Source organism: Coxiella endosymbiont of Amblyomma sculptum, assembly GCF_009883795.1.
In the GTDB taxonomy this organism is placed as follows: domain Bacteria; phylum Pseudomonadota; class Gammaproteobacteria; order Coxiellales; family Coxiellaceae; genus Coxiella.
Map to the genome: position 1 here is coordinate 527,122 of NZ_CP033868.1, position 17,111 is coordinate 544,232.

Here is a 17,111-nt window from a genome sequence, read left to right on the forward strand (position 1 = left end):
TACGCTATCTGTAAGTTGAATTTCCTTTTGTTTGCAAATACTTTGTAAGTACCTGTGAAAACAAATTTGGCACTACTGAAGAATAACAATGTACAGATACTTTGATAGAGGGACGAATCAGATTCTGGTATACAGGGAATGTCAATTTCTCTCTGGATCGTCTAACTTTATCACACCAACTCTGAAACTCATTTGAGTTTACCACTCGCACGGCAAAATGCATATCCGAAAATCCATTCCCGTTGTATTGGCTGTCGAATCCTTCATAAGTACCTGACTTTGTAGCAACCAAATGCAATTTTGTTTGCATACCAGCCATGGTGTATATTTGACTTCCTAGCTGAGGGATAAAGAAAGCACTCATCGGAACATTGTCACTGGTAAGTGTAAGTTTTACTGGTTGTCCTTCAGCAATTTCTAAGTAATTAAGCGTAGCGATCTTTTGTTTTGGATAAATAAAAAGCCATTTCCAAGGCAGAGCTATTGCTTGTACTATCATTGATTTTCCTGTCCCTGTTCCTGCTAAGGGGCGATAAGGATCCAGTTTATGACTCGTAGTCCACACCATTATTCCTAGAACAGAAATAATAGCCATTGGTACACTCCATACAACCCCCTCCAGAAGGGGGCTATAGTTCCAATTTGGTTGGTAATTCAGATCTTTACAATTTCCTTGTTCACTACCACTAGTCCTTTTATAATGTTTTTCCGTTTCGGTACGACAATAGCGAACAATAAAGGCAAAACTCATGACAAAAACCGGTACTACTACAATTGACATCAAGACAAGAGCATTAAGAAATAGTTTTTTTTCTTCGTAAGTAATAATCCCTTTGGGATTAAAAATCCCTGTTTTCGTTGTACAACATCCCGTTAAGATAGCAGTACTGGAGATAAGAACAGCACCAAAAAGGAATTTTTTTAAATGGCGACAAAACTTTTCACTTTTCCCAATCATGACAACTTCCAACTTTATAATACTGTTGTTATAAGAAAATAGAGAAATTCCCAAATCCGTTATTTCTTAATACTTTTTTTAAAAAGTACCAAATTTCGATTTTCCTGGCAAATTTCGATTATTGTCATAAGACTTAGTTTTAACTATCAGATACTGTAATTCTTTCGTATTGATTTCTTATTCATTATAGTGGAAATTATTCCTTCATTGGATTGCTAAATACTTTCGGAAAATGATGCACATTTTCCTTTTTTACGAGACCTTTAATCTTAGCGGATCCCTTCTTTTCCATTTCGTCAATTCGTAAAATCATGTGCATCGGAATGTAAGTTCTCTTTACTCCTTGAAATTCAATCTTCAATTTCTCTTCGGAAGAATTAACAATTACCGAGATATCATCGTTGAAAATTAACTTCTCCATTTCAATAAATCCTGTTAGGCTTTCTTCCGAAATATATTTGGCGTACATCTCGTAAACTTTTTCGTCTTGACTAAAAATAACTCTGTAAATTCTTTGTTTTTCTTCCATTGTTACCTCAAAATAGTTTCTCTTTATATTTTATATTTGAACAAAGAGTTTTTCTGGAATAGCAAAGATTCTTGCCCACAAAATAATTGCCGCTTGCCTAGACTAGGGAGAACAATCTCCAAAGTTGTCAAGGTGGTATTATAATAACGAAAGACAAATTTAAAAAATTTTCGTGAGCGATCTTAGATTTTCCAGTAGGTTGTGTATGTAGTTCGTGGTACCTTAATACGGAGAGTAGAATCCGAAAGACTAGTGAAAAGAGAATTCGAATCTCGATTCTTTTTATCGAATAAAATTTGTTAAGTTGTAGCTTCTTAGATAATGAATGGTATGTGCAGCCAGTTGTTCTGTTTGCTCTATATTGCTATCAAACCGTTTTGCCCGGGACCATCGTTTGAGCCAAGTTATCTGTTTTTTAGCCAAGTGACGAGTAGCGAAAATCGCTCTATATCGCATTGTTGCATAATTGCAACGTCCTATTAAGTAAGGCCATACTTGTCGATAACCCACCGTACGAAACGCCGGTAAATTGAGATTTACAAAATTTGAATTTTTCTGATACAGTTTCTTGACTTCGTCTAAAAATCCATTTTGTAGCATTTGGTCAAAACGTTTTTCGATATTTCGATATAAATCTTCACGATTGGCAGGACTTATAATGATGTTAATGAATTCGTAAGAACTATTTAAACGGTTTAAGTTTTGACAGTTTGACAAAGGTTGTCCTGTTGCTTCAAACACTTCTAGCGCTCTTTGAATACGTTGGGTATCGTTCTGGTTAATTTTTACCGCAGAGCGCGGGTCTACGACTTTCAATTTCTTGTGCAATGCTGTCCATCCTATTTCTTTTGCTTCTCGAAGAATTTTTTTTCTGATTTCGTAGTGAGCGATGGGCAAACCAGAAAATCTGTGTTGTAAGGCGTAAAAGTACAACATAGTTCCTCCCACCAATAGAGGAATTCGGTCTTTTGTGTGGATCAATGCAATCTTCTTTAGAGCATCTTTGTAAAATTGACCAACAGAATAAGGCATTTCGGGAGTACAAATATCGATTAAATGATGCGGTATAGTCTGCAATTCCCAAATAGCGGGTTTTGAAGTTCCAATATCAAAACCACGATATACCATTGCCGAATCCACACTAACGATTTCAAAAGGATACGACTGCGCTAATAAAATAGACAACCGAGTCTTACCGCTAGCTGTTGGACCCATTAAACAAACGACATATTTCTGCATTGATCTTCTGGACTCCCTAAACTTATATCTCGAACTATAACGATTGATTTTTAAAAAAATCAAGTATTGGTTGGAGACCAAGATGGTGTAACGGGTCTTCTCCGTATTGCACAATTCCTATACACGGCTCTTCTATCCACTTTTTTAAAGTGTTGATATTTTCGTCAATTTCTCTTGTTTTCGGTTCTATGCAGTTTGCTATCCATCCTAAAAGAGGAATTTTTTTCTGATTTATTGCATATCTTGTTAGAATGGTGTGATTTAGACAACCTAATTTAATCCCCACTACTAAAACGACCGGAATATTTAGTGATTCCACAAGATCGGCGATCGTTTCAATTTCATTTAAAGGAACAAACCAACCGCCTATTCCTTCGATTATAAAAACGTCACTAGCGATTTTAAGAGATTTATTTATTTTTTCCATCAGTACGGTAACTGATAAAAGCAAATGTTCTGATTGAGCGGCAATATTTGGTGCAATTGGGTTTTTTAAGGCGATGTGGTTTACGAATTCGTATCGTTTTTTAATTGAAGAGACTTTTTGCAGAGCGAGAGCGTCTTCGTTACGAAATGTTTTGTGAATCTGAAGACATCCTGAAGCAACAGGTTTCATTCCGAAAGTAGAAAATCCCATACCGTTAAATTTTCGTAAAAACGCAGTGCTTATATAAGTTTTCCCAACACCAGTATCTGTTCCGGTTATAAAAATTTTTATAGTCATATCGCGTTGTCTTTTCCCTAAATCTTTTTGCAAACGAAAAACCCAATGTGATAAGTTAATGCAATTGATTTCTTATCCGCACATGACGATTGCAGTATTGGCTTTTTCGATAAACCAAATTTTCTTCTCTGAATTAGACAATTTGCTCCAATGTATTTTATGGAACGCAGGGCTTCCTGTATGGTATCGAAAGTATCGGAAAAACTCCTCTCTTGACAAGAGAGTATTGAGAATCCGCTCGTTGTCAATAAGTTGACGATAGTATCGGTCTGATAAAAGCGGTTTCGAGATTTTTCACCTAGTTCATTAAATGTTCCTTCCAAAGGAATCGAAAAAGCCATTATGCCTGAACGAATCAATTGATGGAAAAAAATCGCGAAAGTATTTTTTAAATTTAAAGACCACTGTAGCCCCATATTGCAAAAAATAAAGTGAATTGAATTTTCAGAAAATAAAAAATCATCAAAATCAGCTAGAATAAACATAACATTGGAGTTTTTTACTTTTTTTCTAGCTTCGTCTAAAAGACTGTCACAAAAGTCAATTGCGTACAGATTCTTATAAGAAAATGTTGAATTGATTTCTCGAGTACTAATTCCTGTTCCGCAAGCAAAATCGACAATAGTCTCATGATCAAATGCTGATTCCTTTTCTAGCGTTTTCAACCGACTTAACAATTCTTTACAAATTCTTATTGGCATATGGCCATAATTATCGTAAGTCTTAGATGCTTTATTAAAACAACGTTGTATACGAATTTTCTTATTAAGCATAACTAATAAACTCTACTAATCGGTTGTAGTAGCTTTTTTCGTGGGTTAAAAAAGATAGATGTCCAGATTTTGGAACGATGTGTACTACAACTCGGGGATTCAAATCGCGAATTTTTTTGAGGTTCAATCCTACAATAGGATCCTGGTTTCCAAAAACATGAAAGACAGGAATCTGAATCTTACTATAGGCTTCTCTAATATCGGATCTGAACAAAATTTTTAGATATCTAAATAGCAAATCTCGATGTTCTAAAAAATTTAAAGAATTGTCAATTAACAAACGTTTGTAATAAATTTTCTTATTAGGATAGTTAACCAGAGCGAGAAAATAGTTGAACAAACTGACGAAATCATTCTCAGCTAAATCAACGAATTTCCTAATTTCTGTCGAAGAAATTCCCTTCCATCCTTGTTTTTGAGTAAAACAAGGGGAACTGGACAGCAAAACCAATTTTTTCACTTTCTTTGGAAAGTAGGCAGCTAATAAGATTCCAATTACACCTCCTAGAGACCATCCTATTACTGTTGTGTTGTTAGGAATTAAGTGGGATACGTTGCGTGTAGCTTTGTCTAAGGTTAATTTCTTGATATCAGGTAAATCAATTAACAGAAATTCTCTCAAATACAAAATACTTCCTTTTAAAAGGGAAGACTTAAATCCCCATCCTGATATAAAAGCCATTGGAGGTTTGATCAACATAAAAAATAAGAAAGATGATCGAGAAGCTGGATAATTTGTTTTTCGGTATGGAAACAATTAAGTGAAATGCGAATTCTGGCTTTTCCATCTGGAACACTCGGTGGACGGATACAAGAAATGAAAAAACCTTTTTTCAACATCCTCTCTTGAATCCACCGTATTTTCTTGTTGTTCGCAACTAGAAAACATCTGATAGGAGTCTCATCGTAAGATATTAGTGATAAACCTGTATTTTTTGTTTCTTCGGTGAAAAAATGAATAAGTTCAGCAAGTCGTTTTCTCCGCCAACTTTCTGTACGAATGATATCTATGGATTTTAAGATTGCTACACAAACAGCTGGTGGTAAAGCGGTAGTAGTTCGGTAGCTGTTCGCAAATTGCAAAATAGCCTTCATAAAATCTTCTTTACCTGAAACAACAGCACCAGTACAACCAAAAGCTTTTCCTAAGGGAAGAATTAAACATGGAACTTCTAATTGGGTTAATCCCCACTTTTCACAGCTCCCACCTCCATTTTTTCCTAAAATCCCAATGCCATGGGCATCATCTACTACTAACGCAATATCTTTTCCAGAAATACAATGATTAATATCTGATAGTGGCGAAGAATCACCTTCCATACTAAAGATACCTTCTGTAATCACCATATTGGGTTTTCTTAAACACAATAGGTATTTGAAATGTTCTAAATTATTGTGTTTGAATCGGTAATGTCGAGCTCTGGATAATCGAACAGCTTCAAGCAATGAGATATGACAAAATTTATCCGAAAGGACAGTATTTTTACGACTATTTAACGAAGTAATAACGCCCAGATTCGCTGCATATCCTGAATTAAAAAAAATTGATTGATCCCTGAGCAAAAATTCGGAGAACTTTTCTTCTAGACGTTTTTGGGGTTTAAAATATCCGGACACCAAAGCCGAAGAACCACTACCCACTCCATAAGCACGAATTCCTTGGATAAAAGCCTCTTTTATTGCAGGATGATCGGTCAAACCCAAATAATCATTACTACAAAAACTAATACAAGAAAGTCCGTTGACTATAACACGATTTCTACTTTTCTTTTTTTCGACAACGAGACGCTCCCTCAAAAGAGAACTCTGCTCGTACCGACTCAACTTGCTCTTAATGTCGGCAATCAGCATAACAACAAAAGTACAATCTTTTCACTTCTAACTAATCGACATAGAGAGAGGAGTTTTCAGACCCAATCGGTTTAATAAACTGAAATCTCGACTCTGCTCAGGATTTTTTGCTGTTAACAATTTATCTCCGCAAAAGATCGAATTGGCGCCTGCCATAAAACACCACGCTTGCAATTCGTCAGTCATTTCCTCACGCCCTGCAGACAAACGAACTACTGATTTTGGAAACATAATCCTGGCCACTGCAACAGTCTTTACGAACTCAAAAGGATCCAAAGGTTTCGTATTTTCTAAAGGTGTACCTTTCATAGGAATAAGTTGATTAATTGGAATACTTGCCGGAGCTTCAGGAAGCTGACTGAGTTGTAATAATAATCCAATCCGGTCTTCTCGAGATTCCCCCATTCCCAAAATCCCACCACAACAAACATTAATTCCAGCATTTCTCACATTTCTTAAAGTATCAATACGGTCTTGATAAGATCGAGTAGTGACAATCTTCTGATAAAAATCAGGAGAAGTGTCCAGATTGTGGTTATAGAAATCTAATCCTGCTTGCTTCAGTTCACAAGCTTGCTGTGCGTCAAGCATTCCTAGAGTTACGCAGGTTTCTAGTCCCAGCGCTTTGACCGCCTTAATCATTTCAAGAACTTGTGAAAGCTGCTGTTTGGGTGGATTTCTCCACGCTGCGCCCATGCAAAAACGCTTAGAACCGTTCTTTTTAGCAATCTTAGCCTGCTGGACAACCGTATCAATGTCCACCAATTTCTCTCGTTCAAGACCGGTCTTGTAATGACCACTTTGGGTGCAATAAGAACAATCTTCTGGACAAGCTCCAGTTTTTATACTTGATAGCGTACAAAATTCCATTTCTGTAACATCAAAATGCGCCCGATGTACACTGTAGGCTTTGAAAAGCAATTCGAAAAACGGTAACTCAAACAAACGAAAAACGGACGGATGATTCCAAGTATTTTCTTGCATCAAAAAAACCCTCTTTGTAGATGAGGGAGAAGAGTCTATAATAGACTTTTCGATCAGTCAATCAAAATTAAAGAGTAACGCGATGAAATCTATTGAATTTTTGGATCTTAAGTACATTTGGCATCCTTGTTCGCAGATGAAAGATTATGAGGAATTTAAACCACTAGTAATTAAAAGCGCTTCTGGTAGTTTCATTAAATTGCAGAACGGAAAGAAACTAATTGACGCCATTTCTAGTTGGTGGTGTAAATCATTGGGGCACAATCATCCCGCATTAAAAAAAGCTTTGAAAAAGCAATTAAAAAAATTCGAGCATGTTATTTCCGTCAATACAACCCATAAAGTTATTGTCGAGCTTGCTTGTCGCTTGACCGAATTGATGCCTGCCTTAAATAAGGTATTTTATGCAGGAGATGGTTCCTGCGCTATTGAAATTGCAATGAAGATGAGTCTGCATTCAAGAATCATCACTGGTAATAAAAAACGAACAAAATTTATTGCTTTGAGAAACGGTTATCACGGAGAAACTGTGGGTGCTCTTAGCGTGAGCGATCTTGGGCTCTACCGATCCCCATATACAACGATGTTGTTTGAACCTTTTTTTATTAGCGAAATCCCTTATGTTTCCAGTACTAGTGATGTTCATTGGAATAATTGTTCCTATCAGTGGACAGTTGTCGAACGTGCACTCGAACCATATACAGAACTTGCTACAGCTGTCATATTAGAACCTATTGTCCAAGGAGCCGCTGGTATGAAAATTTATAGTCAAGATTTCTTATCTCGATTGTCAAAATGGGCTAAAACCCATAATGTTCATTTGATCGCAGATGAAGTAATGACGGGTATAGGAAGAACAGGGAAAATGCTGGCTTGTGAGCACGCTAAGATTATTCCTGATTTTGTTTGTCTTTCTAAAGGTCTTACTTCGGGTTGGTTGCCTTTTAGTGTAGTTCTAACTAGCGAGGAAATATTCAATTATTTTTACGACGTCTATGAAACTAATAAGGCTTTCCTTCATTCTCATACCTATTCAGGGAACGCCTTAGGAGCCAGCGTTGCGCTTGCTACGTTACGAATTTTTCGTAAAGAAAACCTTTGCGAGAGAGTCTCTGTATTGGAAAAGGTTCTGCGTAAAAATATGAATATTGTCGCCGAACGCACAGGACAACTGTCGAACATTCGAAGCATTGGTGCTGTAGTTGCAGCTGATTTACACCAGAATCCCGTTCACCCCCGATTGGGATACGAAATCTGTAAAGAATCTGTAAAACTTGGTGCTCTACTGCGTCCTTTGGGAAATACAATTTATTGGACACCACCACTTAATATCGATCTGTTCTTAATAGAAAAATTGAGAAACATCACTATCGACGCGATAAAACGGGTCTGCGCTCGTTCATCGTAATTTGTCTTATAATTTTTTCGACTTTTGTCTGAATATCGATTTTTTATAGAAGGCGATATCCACCGTTTGGTATATTGGTATATCTTATTGGTATATCTTAATGTGGTAAACTCGATTCGTTAGTTTTTTGTTTGCGGCGCGATTGAAATGCGTTCTTACAACAAAAGACAAAAGAAGACAGAATGCCCTGGGCCGGATTCGAACCGGCATGGGTTTGTTTTTCCCGAGGGATTTTAAGTCCCTTGCGTCTACCTATTCCGCCACCCGGGCTTTTTTGAAAAAACTGAATTCTTGTTACTATTTGTTCCTAAAGGATGAAAACTCTTTTTCAAAGAAGGCTGGGGCCGGATTCGAACCGGCATAGACGGCTTTGCAGGCCGTTACATGACCATTCTGCCACCCAGCCAATTTGTATTAAATACATCTGCTTCTAAAATTTCATTCTCTGTTCCGACAATCGAGAGATAACCTCGAGTGTGTTGTGGTCTCGATCGAAAACTTACATTGTTTCGTCTTGTGGGGGATTTGAGAATACATCCTCGACTGAGGATAACATTATAGAGAAAGATAAAGGAAGAGAAAAGAAAAGGGAGAAATACCCAATATGCTTTTATATGCATAAAATTGTATTGCCTAAGACAGTAAGAGAAATACAGTCCAGATGGATAAATTTGGAAAAACAACAAGAAAAATAATATCAAAAATCTAAATCCCGAAGTGTTCCCAGAGCGGGAAACGAGACTCGAACTCGCGACCCCAACCTTGGCAAGGTTGTGCTCTACCAACTGAGCTATCCCCGCTTACCCAAAAATTCTTCATCAGCGATTAAACACATATGGCTATTATTATCTTTCGTAAAAAGTTGTCAAGTCTCGCCATGTTATTTTTAGATAAATAACCATCGTCCAGATTGTCAAAAGAGCGGTAATCCACAATAAGACCACTCCGGTTACTAATATCCAAGATGATGTTTTGGGCGCATACCAAATTAACAGAATCAAAGCTACCATTTGAAAAGTGGTTTTGATCTTCGATAGAAAGGTTACGGTCATGCTAGCGCGTTTCCCCAATTCTGCCATCCATTCTCGTAGAGCAGAAATAATTATTTCTCGACAAATTATAATAGCTCCGGGAATTGATAGATAATTTGTATAGCATTCGCCTATTACTAAAACCAAAGCTGCCCCTACAAGCAATTTGTCGACTACGGGATCTAAGAACGCGCCTAAATCTGTCGTTTGCGAAAGACTGCGAGCTATGTATCCATCCAACCAATCTGTTATTCCCGCAAACACAAAAACGATAGCAGCGGTGGGATGAGCCCATCGAGAAGGCAAATAGTAAAAAAGACCGAAAATAGGAATAGAAGATAGTCGAACTAAGGTAAGAAAAATTGCGATATTCATAATAATTTAACAACAAAGGGAATTTTCTACTCTACACACTTGTCTCATTCGAAACAACAACCTTGAATATAAACAAACGAATCCACAGAAAGAAAAACATAAATAGATTTTATAGGGGAGCTTATAAAAGTTTGACAGAATCTGAACGGAGAGACAGGGATTCGAACCCTGGAAGGAAATTTTTCCTCAACGGTTTTCAAGACCGCCGCAATAACCACTCTGCCATCTCTCCGAGGGCACGCAAGACAAATCTTGGTGTAAATCGTAAATATGGAAGAAAACAGAAACTTTGGAATCCGTTTGAGCGCAATTTAAATCTAAGATATAAACTCCGTATTGTTTCAACAAAACGCATTAAGCAGTGTATTTTCTCAATAATTATAAATTTAGGCGGAAATCGACAAATAGTTCATACCGCCCATATAGGATTTTAATACTTCTGGGACACGAATTCTTCCATCTGATTGCTGATAATTTTCCATAACAGCAATCAGAGTACGACCTACAGCAAGACCAGAACCATTGAGTGTATGAAGAAATGTGGGTTTTTTTGCTTTAGTATTTCTCCAACGTGCTTGTATTCGACGAGCTTGAAAGTCTTCGCAATTACTGCAAGACGAAATTTCTCGATATCTTCGTTGAGCTGGTAACCACACTTCTAAATCGTAAGTCTTAGCGGAAGCAAATCCTAAATTACCAGTGCAAAGCTCTACCACTCGATAAGGAAGATTTAAGAATTGCAATACTTTTTCAGCTTGTTTGGTCAATTCTTCTAAGGCCCGATATGAGCTTTCTGGATGCACCAACTGAATGAGTTCTACTTTTTGAAATTGATGCTGGCGCATCATTCCGCGAACATCCCTTCCATAAGAACCCGCCTCACTTCGAAAACACGGAGTTTGAGCCACCCACTTTTTGGGCAACTGCTCACTTTTAAAAATCTTATCTCGTGCCAAATTGACTAAAGGAACTTCTGCTGTTGGAATCAAGAAAAAATCCGATGTTCCTTCCGAAATTCTAAACTGATCTTTCCGAAATTTAGGAAGCTGTCCCGTGCCGTACAAACACTCCTCATGGACTAGATAGGGAACATATACCTCTTGGTATCCGTGATTTTCGATATGCAAATCTAGCATAAATTGCTCTAGAGCTCTTTGCATACGAGCTAATTCACCATACAACACAACAAATCGAGTTCCTGACAATTTGGTAGCGGCTTCAAAATCTAATTGCCCTCTACCCAAATCGGTATGATCTTTAGGGGTGAAATTGAAGGAAGACGGCTTCCCCCATTTACGAATTTCTCGATTTTCATATCCATTCTTTCCCTCTGGGACAGAATCATGAGGTAAATTTGGAAGCGACAATTGGAAATGCGACAATTCTTTCCGGATGACATTCAGCGAATTTTCATATCGATTTAACTGATCTTTTAAATAAGACATATCCAATATTAAAGGGGTAATGTCCTCATTTCTTAATTTGGTCATTTTAATTGATTGTGACAACTGATTGCTTTGGGTTTGTAGTAGTTGAGTTGTTGTTTGATAGAATTTTCTCTTCTTTTCGAGTTCCAAAAAAATCCCTTTATCGAATCGAAAACCACGAAGGTGTAACTTTCGCGCCACTTCGTCTAAATTTTGTCGTAACAGTTTAGGGTTTAGCACAGGAGGTTTCTTTTCATTTCGTACAAAAATATATAAAATGCAGCTTACCTATACTTTATAGCATACGAGGATAATACCAAAAGATAAAGATGAAAATGGTAAATTCTCTCCCAATTATAGAATCGTAGAATCGTCCACAACTGAAGATATGAATTTAGCGATGTGCTTACTTGCAACTATCTGCTGCCCTGTTGAAATATTTCTTATATGTAATACGTATTAGATTTCACTTTAATTTTTTCCAGTACTCTACCGTGCGACGTACTTCTTCGTCTCCAACATAAGATCCGTGTATACGCATTGGAATTCCAGAACCTGATGCTAGGTAAAGAAAATCCCCACAACCCAATAATTGTTCTGCACCTTGTCGATCCAATATAGTACGCGAATCTATTTTTGAAGAAACTTGGAAAGCAATGCGAGCAGGAATATTGGCTTTGATCGATCCAGTGATAATATCCACTGAGGGTCTCTGGGTTGCAAAAACCAAATGAATACCCGCCGCGCGAGATTTTTGCGCTAGACGAACGACGAGAGCTTCAATTTTTTTGTCAGTCGCTACCATTATATCGGAAAATTCATCTGCCATTACTACAATTTGAGGCAATCCTTGAAATTCAATCGGATTATTCGATCGCCTAAAACTGTGAGAAAACGTTTTGGTTTCGTCAACTTTTTTTTGTATTTTGGCATTGTAGCTGGAGACATTGCGTACTCCAAATAAGGCCATAAGATGATAACGTCGCTCCATTTCGGAAATACACCACTGTAATGCCGAAGCGGCTTCTTTCACATCGGTTACTACAGCACTAAGTAGATGTGGTATGCCTTCATAAACAGAAAATTCTATCATTTTTGGATCGATAAGAATCAATTTTATCTGTTCTGGAGTAGATTTGTAGAGCAAACTTAGTAACATGACGTTTAGATTGATTGATTTTCCAGAACCAGTTGTACCAGCTACTAACAAATGAGGCATGTTTCCTAGATCAACGATGACCGGACGTCCGGTAATATCTTGTCCCAATGCCAGTGTTAAACTAGATTGTGCATTTCGATATTGATCAGTGGACAACACTTCATATAGAGTGACTTTCTTTCGGATTTTATTAGGAATTTCAATACCGATAACTGATTTTCCTGGAATAATTTCTACTATTCGAACATTAGCTACTGACAAAGAGCGAGCCAAATCTTTCTCTAAATTTACTATTCGACTTACTTTTGTTCCGGTGGACAGTGCCAATTCAAAACGAGTTATCACAGGACCAGATTGTGTGACCACTACTCGAGATTGTACCCCAAAATCTGATAGACACAATTCCAATTCTGTAGATTTTTTTTGCAATTCTTCTGTGGAACAAAAAGTATTATGAGTTCCATCGGGTTTATCCAGCAAAGAAGGATCCGGAATGATCAAAGAATTCTTGAAATAAGACGTTTTGTATTCTGCTAGCGCGAAGCGATGATGTACAATGGTTTTTGATGATCTATTATACGATGACCCCCCCTTATGTTGTTGGGATTCTGAAATGATCGTTTCCTTTTTATCTCTTCTGTTTCCAAATAATTTTTTAGGAAGAAAACTCCTATACGGAATTATCTGTGACTTCATTCGCGTTAGCATTACCATCAAACTTTTACATAGAGTTTCTAAAGATCGAAACCAAGATAATCCAGTAAAAAAAGTAATTCCAGTCATGAAGGAAGAAATCAAAATTAATGAAGTACCTGTCTTATTGCAAACAGACAGTAAAGTCTTTGCTAAGATAGTGCCAAGTACTCCTCCCGAATCAAAGGAAAGACGAGGAGATAGATAAGGAAAATACACGAAGGCTAGTGCAGAGCTGGATAGTAACACCAACAAAAAACCTGAAAAATACAAAGACCATATTATAAAAGAACTAAACCGTCCTAGATGTCGATTTTTGAAGAGAATCCATCCAAAAAAAGAAATTACTGGAGGAAAAAGATAGGCCAGATATCCCGTCGTATGCAAAAAAAAATTAGAAAGACGTGCTCCTATTTTTCCTGTAATATTTTTTATTCGTCTATTTGTTATGTCGTGCAAAAAACTAAAGTCCGATGCATGATGACTTAAGAGAGAAAGAAAAAGGAAAATAGAAAAAGCAAGCGTCAAAATGAGGAATCCTTCACATATACGATACCGCAGATTTCTCTCTGTACGATTTCTTGCTCTGTTATTGAATTGTTTGCGCATCTTTGTCCTTTCGTTTTTTCCTTTGTGTTGCAAAGAAAATTTTCTGATTCTAATTAGCGTAAGCACTGGATAGGTGCAATCAATATGATAGAATGGAGTTCTGTTCGTTAGCAAATGGTTTCGATTGTGACGTTATGAATAAGAAAAAACACCACGATCTTATTATTCTAGGTTCGGGTCCAGCTGGTTGTACCGCAGCCATATATGCAGCTCGTGCCAATCTAAATCCTGTCATGATTACTGGAACTACACAAGGAGGACAATTGATGAATACAACGAATGTAGACAATTGGCCAGGAGAAGAATCGGGATTACAAGGTCCGAAACTTATGATGAAGATGCAGAAGCACGCAGAACGTGTTGGTACAAAGAGTATTTTCGATCATATTCGTAAAGCCGATTTAAGACAGCGCCCCTTTCTTCTTATCGGGAGCAATAATGATGACGTTTATACATGCAATGCATTGATCGTTGCTACAGGATCTTCCGCTCGAAGTCTAGGATTGCCTCTAGAGGAGTTTTATTTAGGAAAAGGAATTTCAACATGCGCTACCTGCGATGGATTTTTTTATCGGGGAAAGACAGTAGCTGTGGTAGGTGGAGGAAATACAGCTGTAGAAGAAGCTCTTTATCTTTCTCGTATTGTGTCTCGCGTAGTGCTAATTCATCGGCGCGACAAACTTCGTGCCGAAAAGATGCTTACCGTGCGATTAATGAAACAAGTGGAACAAGGTAAAGTATCTATTGAATGGAACCATGTGGTCGATAAAATTTTCGGAAGCGATAAAAACATCACCGGAATCTATCTCAAAAGTACTACGGATAAAAACATTCGAAAGCTTTTTATAGATGGACTATTCATAGCGATTGGACATGATCCTAATACAAAAATTTTTGAGGGGCAATTGGATATGAACAAATTTGGATATCTGTATACTAAAACAGAATTGGAAAAAGGTAGAACAACTTTAACCAATATTCTTGGTGTATTCGCTGCAGGCGACGTAACCGACGATACGTATCGGCAAGCTGTTACCGCTTCCGGTATGGGTTGTATGGCTGCTTTAGACGCCGAGCGTTATCTGGACAATTTATACTAGACCTTGAGAATTTTTTATATTCTCTTATTCTCTTTCTTTCTTCTGTACTTTAATTTGAACCATATTTCTAATTTAGATCATAATTGAAGATTTCTTGTATTATTAAAGTACCAGTGGCAATTAGTTGGTTATTTCATCATTCCTTCCTTAATTCTTGATTAAAAAAATTGTTTCAGGCATATTGAGTTCTTTTATTTAAGAAAAATACCATGTCAAAAGAACAATCTATCGAGATAAAAGGAATAGTGGTCGATGCGCTACCTAATACAACTTTCCGAGTTAAACTCGAAAATGGCCATATCATTACAGCGCATATTTCGGGACGTATGCGGAAACACTACATTCGTATTTTAACAGGAGACGAGGTAGTCGTAGAATTAACTCCTTACGATCTCGACCGAGGTCGAATCGTGTATCGCGAAGCCGGCAGAAGATCTTCTCTGCCCTATCAGCAGCCTATCGGAAGAATGAAGAATAAGAATGAAGAATAAATTCTTGAAAAATAGATTCTGTTTTCGTTCGTAACGACCAATTTATCTTATGTGATTGTTAGTTTGCGTGATTAATAAATTAAAATAAATTAATAAGATAACTACAATTGCATTACATATACATTACACATTACATATGACTAATAACGGATTCCCCAAATTGAGAAGTACTTACCTCTACAACATCGTCCATTAAACGGGCGAAGTCATGGGTCACCATTCTATTCGCAATGGCTCCTTTAATTCCTTTGATAATCAACTCCGCTGCTTCCGTCCAATTCAAATAGCGTAACATCATTTCTGCCGATAAAATCAAAGAGCTTGGATTAACTTTATTTTTTCCAGCATATTTAGGTGCTGTTCCATGAGTTGCTTCAAATAAACCAATACTGTCGCTTAAGTTTGCACCGGGGGCGATACCAATTCCACCAACTTCTGCAGCTAAAACATCCGAAATGTAATCTCCATTCAAATTTAGTGTGGCGATAACACTGTACTCATCTGGTCGCAAAATAACTTGTTGCAGAAACGCGTCAGCGATCGAATCCTTAACGATTAAGGTTTTTCCAGATTTTGGATTTTTAAAAGAGTACCAAGGGCCCCCATCCAGTGGCTTTGCACCGAACTCTTTAATAGCTACTTCGTATCCCCAAGCTCTAAAAGCTCCTTCCGTAAATTTCATAATATTTCCCTTATGCACAAGTGTTACAGAGTCGCGATCATTGTCCACGGCATATTGAATCGCCCGACGAACAATACGAATTGTTCCTTCCTGAGAAACAGGCTTAATGCCGATTCCCACTTTTAGTGAGCGAATGTTTTTTACGCCCATTTCTTTTTGTAGGAAATTGATAAGCTTAATAGCTTCTGGACTTCCTGCTTTCCATTCGATACCCGAATACACATCTTCTAAATTTTCTCTAAAAATAACCATATCCACTTTTTCTGGGTTGACCACTGGACTGGGCACGCCTTTGAAATAACGTACAGGACGAAGACAAGCATAAAGACCTAAATTTTGGCGAATTGCCACATTTATTGAGCGTATTCCGATACCAACCGGTGTAGTGAGAGGACCTTTAATAGCTACTCGGTACTTTTGAATTGCTTCTAAAACTGTGTCGGGCAACCAAACTGCTTTTCCGTATATCTTGCGAGCCTTTTCACCCGCGTAAATTTCCATCCATGCGAGTCTACGATTTCCCTTATAGGCTTTCTCTACCGCTGCATCTACAACTCTTCTCATAACTGGTGTGATATCTACACCAATTCCATCTCCTTCTATGTATGGGATTATAGGCTGGTCTGGTACGTACAAGAGACCCTTGTCGTCGACAGAGATTTTCTCTCCCCTTTTTGGAATTTGAATACACCGATACGTTTTCACGCAGAGCCTCCCAATATTTTTACAACCACTATTTTACATAAGTATTCCACGGAGACTAACTGAGAACTTCTACAAAATCAATACAGAAGGTCTCTTTCTAATCTTCGCGTTTTCTAGGAGAAAACAATACGAAAGGTGCATATAAAGAGGATTGCATTTATAGGAGTGGTTTGTCACAGAACTTTTTTAATCAGTACCCATTTAACACCTTAACAATAAGAAATCCGGGACGGAGAGGGCGGGATTCGAACCCGCGTAGACCGAGTTAAAGGTCTCATCCGATTTCGAGTCGGCGCCGGTATATCCACTTCGGTACCTCTCCCTAATTCTCTTCGTAGAGAACTAACCATACTGTAAAACGAAAATCAATCCG

Annotated in this window: 15 protein-coding genes, 5 tRNA genes and 2 pseudogenes; 4 read left to right on the top strand and 18 right to left on the bottom strand. The window is 37.6% G+C overall.

The window, feature by feature from the left end; genetic code table 11:
- Nucleotides 1-4: 4 nt before the first annotated feature.
- The 8 genes from EGQ50_RS02475 to bioB form a co-directional block, all read right to left on the bottom strand.
- The gene (locus tag EGQ50_RS02475; protein ID WP_159748242.1) at nucleotides 5-958 is read right to left on the bottom strand and encodes a COX aromatic rich motif-containing protein; all 954 of its coding nucleotides are present in this window, start codon (nucleotides 956-958) and stop codon (nucleotides 5-7) included.
- A gap of 196 nt (nucleotides 959-1,154) precedes the next feature.
- Nucleotides 1,155-1,487 (bottom strand): DUF1820 family protein, encoded by a 333-nt coding sequence (locus EGQ50_RS02480; RefSeq protein WP_159748244.1) that lies wholly within the window; start codon nucleotides 1,485-1,487, stop codon nucleotides 1,155-1,157.
- A 282-nt stretch (nucleotides 1,488-1,769) separates the two neighbouring features.
- A complete protein-coding gene (gene miaA, locus EGQ50_RS02485) occupies nucleotides 1,770-2,726 on the bottom strand; it encodes a tRNA (adenosine(37)-N6)-dimethylallyltransferase MiaA (RefSeq protein ID WP_159748246.1) in 957 nt (318 codons plus the stop codon).
- A gap of 34 nt (nucleotides 2,727-2,760) precedes the next feature.
- Entirely contained in the window at nucleotides 2,761-3,483 is a 723-nt protein-coding gene (gene bioD / locus EGQ50_RS02490) for a dethiobiotin synthase (RefSeq protein ID WP_218939755.1), read from the bottom strand.
- A complete protein-coding gene (locus EGQ50_RS02495) occupies nucleotides 3,468-4,223 on the bottom strand; it encodes a methyltransferase domain-containing protein (protein ID WP_159748250.1) in 756 nt (251 codons plus the stop codon). Before EGQ50_RS02495 ends, bioD begins: the two co-directional genes overlap by 16 nt.
- Nucleotides 4,216-4,905: an alpha/beta fold hydrolase gene (locus EGQ50_RS02500; RefSeq protein WP_218939756.1), complete on the bottom strand. Its 690-nt coding sequence runs from the start codon at nucleotides 4,903-4,905 to the stop codon at nucleotides 4,216-4,218. The genes EGQ50_RS02495 and EGQ50_RS02500 overlap by 8 nt, the downstream gene beginning before the upstream one ends.
- Before the next feature lie 11 nt (nucleotides 4,906-4,916).
- Nucleotides 4,917-6,074 (bottom strand): aminotransferase class I/II-fold pyridoxal phosphate-dependent enzyme, encoded by a 1,158-nt coding sequence (locus EGQ50_RS02505; RefSeq protein ID WP_159748254.1) that lies wholly within the window; start codon nucleotides 6,072-6,074, stop codon nucleotides 4,917-4,919.
- 27 nt (nucleotides 6,075-6,101) lie between these two features.
- A complete protein-coding gene (gene bioB / locus EGQ50_RS02510) occupies nucleotides 6,102-7,058 on the bottom strand; it encodes a biotin synthase BioB (protein WP_159748256.1) in 957 nt (318 codons plus the stop codon).
- Nucleotides 7,059-7,140: 82 nt separating this feature from the next.
- Here bioB and bioA point away from each other — a divergent pair, with 82 nt between their 5' ends.
- Nucleotides 7,141-8,466, top strand: coding sequence for an adenosylmethionine--8-amino-7-oxononanoate transaminase (bioA, locus tag EGQ50_RS02515; RefSeq protein WP_159748258.1), 1,326 nt, complete (start codon nucleotides 7,141-7,143; stop codon nucleotides 8,464-8,466).
- Nucleotides 8,467-8,649: 183 nt separating this feature from the next.
- Here the strand turns inward: bioA and EGQ50_RS02520 are convergent.
- The 7 genes and pseudogenes from EGQ50_RS02520 to EGQ50_RS02550 form a co-directional block, all read right to left on the bottom strand.
- A tRNA-Leu gene (locus tag EGQ50_RS02520) sits at nucleotides 8,650-8,736 on the bottom strand.
- Nucleotides 8,737-8,801: 65 nt separating this feature from the next.
- Nucleotides 8,802-8,872: transfer RNA gene (locus tag EGQ50_RS02525), tRNA-Cys, on the bottom strand.
- 321 nt (nucleotides 8,873-9,193) lie between these two features.
- A tRNA-Gly gene (locus EGQ50_RS02530) sits at nucleotides 9,194-9,266 on the bottom strand.
- 45 nt (nucleotides 9,267-9,311) lie between these two features.
- Nucleotides 9,312-9,872: a CDP-diacylglycerol--glycerol-3-phosphate 3-phosphatidyltransferase gene (pgsA, locus tag EGQ50_RS02535; RefSeq protein ID WP_159748260.1), complete on the bottom strand. Its 561-nt coding sequence runs from the start codon at nucleotides 9,870-9,872 to the stop codon at nucleotides 9,312-9,314.
- A gap of 146 nt (nucleotides 9,873-10,018) precedes the next feature.
- A tRNA-Ser gene (locus tag EGQ50_RS02540) sits at nucleotides 10,019-10,104 on the bottom strand.
- Nucleotides 10,105-10,258: 154 nt separating this feature from the next.
- On the bottom strand, nucleotides 10,259-11,539 hold the full coding sequence (serS, locus tag EGQ50_RS02545) for a serine--tRNA ligase (protein ID WP_159748262.1): 1,281 nt from the start codon (nucleotides 11,537-11,539) through the stop codon (nucleotides 10,259-10,261).
- Nucleotides 11,540-11,777: 238 nt separating this feature from the next.
- Nucleotides 11,778-12,953 (bottom strand): annotated as a pseudogene (locus tag EGQ50_RS02550) (DNA translocase FtsK); the annotation flags it as partial.
- Nucleotides 12,954-13,014: 61 nt separating this feature from the next.
- On the opposite strand from EGQ50_RS02550, the gene EGQ50_RS02925 reads away from it, so the two are divergent.
- Nucleotides 13,015-13,359: a hypothetical protein gene (locus EGQ50_RS02925; RefSeq protein WP_246168946.1), complete on the top strand. Its 345-nt coding sequence runs from the start codon at nucleotides 13,015-13,017 to the stop codon at nucleotides 13,357-13,359.
- Here the strand turns inward: EGQ50_RS02925 and EGQ50_RS02960 are convergent.
- Nucleotides 13,248-13,760: pseudogene (locus EGQ50_RS02960) on the bottom strand (DNA translocase FtsK 4TM domain-containing protein); the annotation flags it as partial. The gene EGQ50_RS02925 and the pseudogene EGQ50_RS02960 sit on opposite strands and share 112 nt — an antisense overlap.
- Nucleotides 13,761-13,894: 134 nt before the next feature.
- Between EGQ50_RS02960 and trxB the strand changes: the two are divergent.
- Together trxB and infA are read left to right on the top strand one after the other, a co-directional pair.
- Entirely contained in the window at nucleotides 13,895-14,860 is a 966-nt protein-coding gene (gene trxB, locus EGQ50_RS02555; RefSeq protein ID WP_159748266.1) for a thioredoxin-disulfide reductase, read from the top strand.
- Between the two features lie 209 nt (nucleotides 14,861-15,069).
- Nucleotides 15,070-15,351, top strand: a complete 282-nt coding sequence (gene infA, locus EGQ50_RS02560; protein ID WP_159748268.1) for a translation initiation factor IF-1 — start codon at nucleotides 15,070-15,072, stop codon at nucleotides 15,349-15,351.
- 130 nt (nucleotides 15,352-15,481) lie between these two features.
- Here infA and icd read toward each other — a convergent pair whose 3' ends face one another.
- Nucleotides 15,482-16,753, bottom strand: a complete 1,272-nt coding sequence (icd, locus tag EGQ50_RS02565; RefSeq protein ID WP_159748519.1) for an NADP-dependent isocitrate dehydrogenase — start codon at nucleotides 16,751-16,753, stop codon at nucleotides 15,482-15,484.
- 215 nt (nucleotides 16,754-16,968) lie between these two features.
- Nucleotides 16,969-17,060: transfer RNA gene (locus EGQ50_RS02570), tRNA-Ser, on the bottom strand.
- Nucleotides 17,061-17,111 lie beyond the last annotated feature (51 nt).